5 protein-coding genes are annotated in these 7,016 nt (G+C 71.3%); 2 read left to right on the plus strand and 3 right to left on the minus strand.

Annotation, left to right across the window (positions count from 1 at the left end):
- The first annotated feature begins 102 nt into the window (after window positions 1-102).
- Window positions 103-1,968: an ABC transporter ATP-binding protein gene (locus tag ACFWU3_RS34340; RefSeq protein WP_384445228.1), complete on the plus strand. Its 1,866-nt coding sequence runs from the start codon at window positions 103-105 to the stop codon at window positions 1,966-1,968.
- A complete protein-coding gene (locus ACFWU3_RS34345) occupies window positions 1,965-3,731 on the plus strand; it encodes an ATP-binding cassette domain-containing protein (protein ID WP_384445230.1) in 1,767 nt (588 codons plus the stop codon). The genes ACFWU3_RS34340 and ACFWU3_RS34345 overlap by 4 nt, the downstream gene beginning before the upstream one ends.
- 41 nt (window positions 3,732-3,772) lie before the next feature.
- Here ACFWU3_RS34345 and ACFWU3_RS34350 read toward each other — a convergent pair whose 3' ends face one another.
- The 3 genes from ACFWU3_RS34350 to ACFWU3_RS34360 all read right to left on the minus strand — a co-directional run bounded on the left by ACFWU3_RS34350 (window position 3,773) and on the right by ACFWU3_RS34360 (window position 6,782).
- Window positions 3,773-4,372 (minus strand): LuxR C-terminal-related transcriptional regulator, encoded by a 600-nt coding sequence (locus ACFWU3_RS34350; RefSeq protein ID WP_384445232.1) that lies wholly within the window; start codon window positions 4,370-4,372, stop codon window positions 3,773-3,775.
- A gap of 234 nt (window positions 4,373-4,606) precedes the next feature.
- Window positions 4,607-5,701, minus strand: coding sequence for a sugar ABC transporter substrate-binding protein (locus tag ACFWU3_RS34355; protein ID WP_384445234.1), 1,095 nt, complete (start codon window positions 5,699-5,701; stop codon window positions 4,607-4,609).
- A 310-nt stretch (window positions 5,702-6,011) separates the two neighbouring features.
- A complete protein-coding gene (locus ACFWU3_RS34360) occupies window positions 6,012-6,782 on the minus strand; it encodes an isocitrate lyase/phosphoenolpyruvate mutase family protein (protein ID WP_384445236.1) in 771 nt (256 codons plus the stop codon).
- Between the last annotated feature and the right edge of the window lie 234 nt (window positions 6,783-7,016).

The raw sequence follows: 7,016 nt of genomic DNA on the forward strand, positions 1-7,016 counted from the left end.
GGGCCCGTCCCGTCCCGGGCGGCTCGCCGCCCGGGACGGCCGGCATTCACCGACCGGCACGAGGCCGTGGCCCGCGGCCGGCCACAGAGGAGCATCCCCGCGATGGCCTTCAAGCGCCCCCGCCCCAACGGCACCGACGGCGGCGGCAGGGTCCCCACCGGCGGCGCACACCACCTGTTGCGCGCCGCGGTCCGGCGCAGCTCCACCCGTACCGCGGCGATTCTGATCTGCTCCGTCGCGTCCGCCGGCGCGGCCATCGCGTCGCCCGCCGTCGTCGGACACACGCTCGACATCCTCCTCGACCGACAGCGCGATGCCACGTCCTGGGTCGTGCTCAGCGCCGTACTCCTCACCGCCGAAGTGGTCCTGGACGCCGCCGTCGCCCTGTTGACCGGGGTCACCAACGCCCGTTCGACCGCCTGGCTGCGGACCGGCGCACTCGGGCGGCTTCTGGCGACCTCACCGGACCGGGCGTCCCGACTGTCCCCGGGGGATGTCGCGACACGACTGTCGGTCAACGCGACCGAGGCCGGGACGGTGCCCGCGGCGGCCGCCGCGCTGACCGCGTCCCTGGTCGGCCCGTTCGGTGCCGTGATCGCCCTGCTGTTCATCGACGTCTGGGTAGCCCTCGCCTTCCTCGCCGGACTGCCCCTGCTGGTACTCGTGTTGCGTGCCTTCGCCCGCAACTCCTCGGACACCGTGAGCCGGTACCAGCAGATCCAGTCGGACATCGCGTCCCGGCTGCTGGAAGCACTCGAGGGGGCGCGCACCATCGCCGCCGCGGGCACGGAGGACCACGAACGGGCCCGTATTCTCCAGCCCCTGGCCGGCCTCGACCGGGAGGGACGCCGCATGTGGCGGATCCACGGCAGGGCGGTCGCGAACAGTCAGGTGCTGCTGCCCTTGCTGACGACCGCGGTCCTGGGTGTCGGCGGTGTGCGGCTCGCCGCCGGAGCCATCAGTGTCGGCGAACTGCTCGCCGCGTCACGGTACGCCGCCCTGGCCGCGGGCATGGGCGCCCTGGCCGGACTCCTCGGTGCGATCGTCCGGGGCCGCAGTGCCGCGGCGCGCCTCGCCGTGCTCCAGGACCTGCCGGCCGTACGGCACGGAGTGGGAACCCTGCCGCACGAGGGCAGCGGCACGGTCGAGTTGCGCGGGGTCACCGTCGTCCGGGAGGGCCGGGAGGTGCTCACCGATGTGCACCTGGTGGTGCCCGGCGGAACGACCGCGGCCGTGGTGGGCCGCTCGGGCGCCGGCAAGTCGACCCTGGCGGCCGTCGCAGGGCACCTCACCGAACCGGACGAGGGCAGCGTCCTGCTCGACGGTGTCCCGCTGGATTCCCTGGCACGCGACCGGTTGCGCCGGGAGGTCGCGTACGCCTTCGAACGGCCGGTCTTCCTGGCGGGGACGGTAGGCGACGCCATCGCCTCCGGGGCCCGCCGCGCCTCGGATGACGAGATCCGTACCGCGGCACGGGCGGCGGGTGCCGACGGCTTCGTCCAACTCCTGCCCGAGCGCTACGAGTCGCCCGTCGTCGGCGCACCGCTCTCGGGAGGGGAACTGCAACGGCTCGGGCTGGCACGCGCGTTCGCGCATGCGGGCCGGCTGCTCATCCTCGACGACGCCACATCCAGCCTCGACACGGCCACCGAACGGCAGGTGGACCGCGCTCTCGCCCAGGAGGTGCGGCCGGGCACCCGGCTGGTGGTCGCGCACCGGATCTCCTCGGCGAGCAGGGCGGATCTGGTGATCTGGCTGGAGGACGGGCGAGTACGGGCCGTGGGGCGGCATCGCGATCTGTGGCAGGAGCCCGCCTACCGCTCGGTGTTCGCCGCGGCGGAAGTGCCCTCCGGATCGACGACCTCCGAAGCACCGGCGGAAACGGCGCCCGCACCGAAGCAGGCACCACGGGCCCAGGCTTCGGCGGACATGGTGCGCGGCCGGGCCACAGGACGGGCGGCCCGATGACAACCGACGAGACCCGGGAGCCGCACGACAGCACCGCGCCCGGCGCGCTACGGCGTCTGCTGCCCCCCGCCCGCCGCTTCCTCGCGAGCCGGAAGAGGGCCCTGGCCGCCCTGGCGGGCTGGTCACTCGTCGAGTCCGCACAGACCTTTCTGGGCGGCTACTGCATCGCCCAGGCTCTGGACCGCGGCTTTCTCGCGGGTGACACGAAGGCCGGGCTCCTGTGGCTGTCGGCCGCCGCGGTGTCCATTCTCGTGGCCGCGCCGGTCGTCCTCGGTGTCTTCGCCCAGCTGGCGCGTCTCGTCGAACCCCTCCGGGACGCCTTGGTGACACGGGCCGTGTCCCGGTCCCTGCGCCGCGCCGTTGCCGCACCGGGGCGTGCGGACGGAACCGCGGTGTCCCGGCTCACGCAGCAGACCGAGATCGCCCGGGACAGCTTCGCCGGACTGGTGCTCACCCTGCGGTCGTTCGCCTTCACCGCCGCGGGCGCGCTGGCCGGCCTGTTCACGCTGGCGCCCGAGTTCCTGCTCGTGGTCCTGCCGCCCCTGGTCCTCGGCCTGGCGCTTTTCGCCGCGACTCTGCGACCGATGGCCGCGGCCCAGAACCGCTTCCTCGACGCCGACGAAGCGATCACGCACCACAGCGGAGCCGTCCGTGCCGCGCTGCGCGACATCGTGGCCTGCGGGACCCAGAACGAGGCGGAACGACGGGGAGCACAGCTGATCACGGACGCCGAGCAGGCGTCCCGTTCCCTGGCCCGCTGGGCCGCGGTACGGACGCTGGCGCTGGGCGTGGGCGGTCAACTGCCCGTCGTTCTGCTACTGGTGGCGACCCCGTGGCTGCTGAGCCGGAACGTGACGGCGGGTGCGCTGATCGGTGCGCTCACCTATCTGGTCCAGGCGTTGTTGCCGGCGCTGCACACGCTCATGACGGCGCTCGGTGCGGCGGGCACCCGGCTCGTGGTGGTCCTCGACCGCTTCGTCCGGGACACCTGCGAGATCCCGTCGTCCGTCCGGCCCGTCGACACACGGGTGCAGCCGTCCGGCTCGTCGACAGCCGTCGAGGTCCGTTCCGTTCGCCTGGCGTACGGACCGCGGGCCCGGCCCGTCCTCGACGGCCTCGATCTGTCCGTCCGGACCGGGGAGCACATCGCTGTCGTGGGGCCGAGCGGCATCGGGAAGTCCACGCTCGCGGGCGTGGTGGCGGGCATGCTGACACCGGACCGGGGCACGGTCCACCTGGCGGGCCGGCCGGTCACGGGGCGTCCGGTCGAAGAGCTGGCCCCGCTAAGGGTGTTGACACCCCAGGAGGCGTACGTCTTCACCGGCACCGTGCGCGAGAACCTCACCACGCTTCGTCCCGGCGCGCCGGCCGAGGACATCGAGGCGGCCGCCGAGGCGCTGTGTCTCGGGCCGCTGATCCGGCGCCTCGGCGGGATCGACGCCGGCGTGACGCCCTCCGCCCTGTCGCAGGGAGAGCGGCAACTGCTGTCCCTCGGGCGCGCGTACCTGTCTCCCGCGCCGCTGCTGCTGCTCGACGAGGCCACCTGCCATCTGGACCCCGCCGCGGAGGCCCGTGCGGAGCGGGCGCTCGCCCGGCGGCCGGGCACCCTGATCGTCGTGGCCCACCGTCTGTCGTCCGCGCTGCGGGCGGACCGGGTGCTCGTCCTCGATGGGACGTGCGCGGAGTTCGGCAGCCACGCGGAGCTCCTGACCCGCTCCGAGCTCTACCGGGATCTGGTGGGCCACTGGCAGGAGGACCGCTGAGCGGCCTCCTGCCGGCCCCCTGTCGTCCGCGTCGGGTGTGTCTATGTCCAGCCGGCGCCCTGGGCGATCCGGATCGCGTCGACGCGGTTGCGGGCCCCTACCTTGCGGATGACGCTGGCCATGTAGTTGCGGATCGTGCCCTGCGACAGATGCAGGTCACCGGCGACCTCGGCGATCGTCGCACCTTCGGCAGCGAGCGACAGCACACTGAGTTCACGGGGAGTCAGAGGCATCTCCGCGGCCTGGAGAAACCCGAAAGCGAGCGATTCGTCGATGAATCGCTCGCCTTTGGCAACGGTGTGAATGGCCTCGAGTAATCGACAGGGAGAACAGTCCTTGTCGACATAGCCCAGCGCGCCGGCGTTGAACGCCTTACGCAGCACTCCGGGCTTCTCCGGTGTGGCCAGCACCAGCAACGCGGCCTCCGAACAGGCGTCGGAGAGTGCTGCGCGGCTTCCCCGTACCGACGCCTCCAGGGAGTCCGCGTCGGCGACACACACATCGGGCGACAGCGCCCCCCGTTCCTGCCTCCTCGGAAGGCAGGATGCAGCCGAGACGTCAAGCGCGTCGTCGGAACGCAGCAGTTCCACGAGAGCAGATCTCATCAGCTGCGCGTCGTACGCGACGATGACCCGGATCATTGTCCACCCCTTCAACTCACCGACTACCGCGGCCGATCTGCCGGCCGCCGCCCCACCCTCACCCGAGTGCCCACATCGGGGCCGAAGGAACGGGCGCGCGGGGGCACGCCGGGAGCACGCCGGGTGCACGAGGGAGCGCATCGGCAACCCCGCAGGTGGTGCGGGGTTGCCGGGGCACGGCGCGGTGAAGCGTTGCGCGAAGGTGCGCCGAAACGGTGCCCGGAGGCCCGTCAGCTACGGCGTGAGGCCGATCTCCTCGCAGTCGGCCTTGTACTTCGCGGTGCAGATCTCCTCGACCGTGTAGACACCGTCCTTGACGACCGTGTCCTTGATGTTCTCCTTGGTCAGCGAGACCACCGGCACCAGTACCGAGGGAATGCCCTTCGTGGTCGGGCTGTCGATGTCGGCCTGGGCCATGGCGCCGAGTCCGATACCCCTGGCCAGCAGGATGGCCATCTCCGCGGCGGCGCTCGCCTCCGGCGCGTTGGGCTTGTAGACGCTCATGAACTGCTCGCCGGCGACGATGCGCTGCACGGCGGCGAGTTCCGCGTCCTGGCCGGTGACCGGCGGGAGCGGGGAGACGCCGGCCTTCTTCAGGGCGGCGATGATGCCACCCGCCATGCCGTCGTTGGCGGAGTAGACACCGGCGATGTTGTCGCCGGTCAGGCTCACGATCGCCTCCTGCATGTTCGCGTTGGCGTTCTCCGGCTTCCACTCCTTGGTGTCGTACTCCCTGCCGATCTCCACCTTGCCGTCGAGCTCGGAGTGCGCGCCCTTCTTGAACATGGCGGCATTCGGGTCGGTGACCGCGCCGTTCATCATCACGATCTTCGAAGACTTGGCCTTGTCCCCCAGCGCCTCGAGGAGCGCCTTCCCCTGGACATGGCCGACCTCTTCGTTGTCGAAGGAGGTGTAGGCGTCGATCGGCCCCTCGGCGAGACGGTCGAAAGCGACGACAGGGATGTCGGCGTCCTTCGCCTTCTGCACCGCGGTCGCGATCCCCTTGGCGTCGACGGCGTCGATGATGATGACGTCGACCTTGCTCTCGATCATGGTGTCGACCTGCTGCGCCTGGAGAGCCGCGTCCTGTTTGGCGTTGGCGTAGACGACCCGGCCCTTGTCATTGGTCAGCTGGCTGACCTTCTTCTCGATGACGGGCTTGTCGAACTTCTCGTAGCGCGCCGCCTCGTTCTCCGGAAGGAGCAGGCCGACGGTGATGTCGTCGCTGGTTCTCACGCCCGTGCCCTCTTCGCTGCCACAGGCAGCGAGCGACACGGCCATCGCGGAAACGCTGATGGCTATGGCGGTGCGACGCAAATGTGCGTTCATCTGTGGAAATCAACCTCCCTGACAGGCCGCGTGCTTGCGACCGAGGTGGCTGGAAGTCAACTCCGCTCCGACAAATGCGTCAAGAAGTGCAATATTAACGAGATGGCAACAGGTTTTGTCCGTTAGTTAAGTGAACGCAGACATCTCTCCACGAAGGCCCTGGACACTTACTGACATAGCGGAAGCTTCGGGCAGGAAACTTCCGCGCCGAACCACCGTCTCAGCACGGGACATCCGGCTGCGCGCGGAAGAAGCGGAATCCCGCGCCGACCGACCGGCAGCCGCGACCCGCGGACCGGGAGACGAACAGTCAGCGGGCTTGCCGCTGAAATCGTTCGAGTCCCGTCTGCAACTGCGGGTAGGGCGTCGCCTCGGGGAGGGCGCGGCCCTCGCGTACGGCACGTGCCGCCTCGGCCGCGGCATGGATGGCCGCGCGGTAGGGCAGCGAGCCCGTACTCACCCGGCGCACACCCAGGGCCGCCAGGTCGGCGGGCGACTGCTCCGGGATCGCGAGCACGTTCAGCGGCACCGGGATGCTGCGGGCCAGCTCGCGGAGCACGGCCGACTCCGACGCACCGGGCACGAAGATCCCGTCCGCGCCGGCCTCCACATAGAGCGCGGCGCGGTCGAGGGTGGCGTCGACGGTCGCCTCCTGCCCGAGCCAGTAGGTGTCGACACGGGCGTTGACGAAGAGGTCCGGTCGGCGCCGCTTGACGGCCGCGATCTTCGCGGCGTGGGCCTCCGGCCGGATGAGCCGCTCGGCCGAACTGTCCTCGATGTTGATGCCTGCCGCATCCAACTCGGCCGTGTAGTCGGCGACGGCGTCCGGTTCGTCCGCGTAGCCGTCCTCGATGTCCACACTGATGTAGCAGGGCAGCCGAGACAGGGCCCGGGCGAGGAGGATGTTCGCCTCCCCGGTCGCGCGCCCGCCGTCGGGGCGGCCCAGGCCGGAAGCCACGCCGAGGCTGGTCGTCCCGATGGCTGCGAAGCCGGCGTCGAGGAAGGCCAGGGCCGAGGGCACATCCCAGGCATTGGGCAGAACCAGCGGCAGTTCGCGGTAATGGAGCTCATGGAAGGCCATGAGCTCCATCCTCCCGCTCCAAAGCGGTGACCGGCGCGAGGACGCAAGGGGCCGGCGGCGCCGGGCCGGACCCGACGGTCGGGGTCTCGCCCTCGCACACGCACGCGGGACCGGGCCGGTGCGCGGCGAAAAGCCCCACGCGCTCGGAGTCGGGGGGGGGGCGCGGACGGGGGTGGCGGTGGCGCCGGCCCCCGGGGGGGCGCGCGCGGGGCGGGGGGTAGGCGGCCCCGACCC

The sequence above is a fragment of the Streptomyces sp. NPDC058685 genome (assembly GCF_042714725.1).
Lineage (GTDB): Bacteria > Actinomycetota > Actinomycetes > Streptomycetales > Streptomycetaceae > Streptomyces.

What these genes read in the sequence shown, in the direction of transcription:
- ACFWU3_RS34340 (WP_384445228.1), top strand. Translation starts at nt 103, where the DNA reads ATGGCCTTCAAGCGCCCCCGCCCCAACGGCACCGACGGCGGCGGCAGG.
- ACFWU3_RS34345 (WP_384445230.1), top strand. Translation starts at nt 1,965, where the DNA reads ATGACAACCGACGAGACCCGGGAGCCGCACGACAGCACCGCGCCCGGC.
- ACFWU3_RS34350 (WP_384445232.1), bottom strand. Translation starts at nt 4,372, where the DNA reads ATGATCCGGGTCATCGTCGCGTACGACGCGCAGCTGATGAGATCTGCT.
- ACFWU3_RS34355 (WP_384445234.1), bottom strand. Translation starts at nt 5,701, where the DNA reads ATGAACGCACATTTGCGTCGCACCGCCATAGCCATCAGCGTTTCCGCG.
- ACFWU3_RS34360 (WP_384445236.1), bottom strand. Translation starts at nt 6,782, where the DNA reads ATGGCCTTCCATGAGCTCCATTACCGCGAACTGCCGCTGGTTCTGCCC.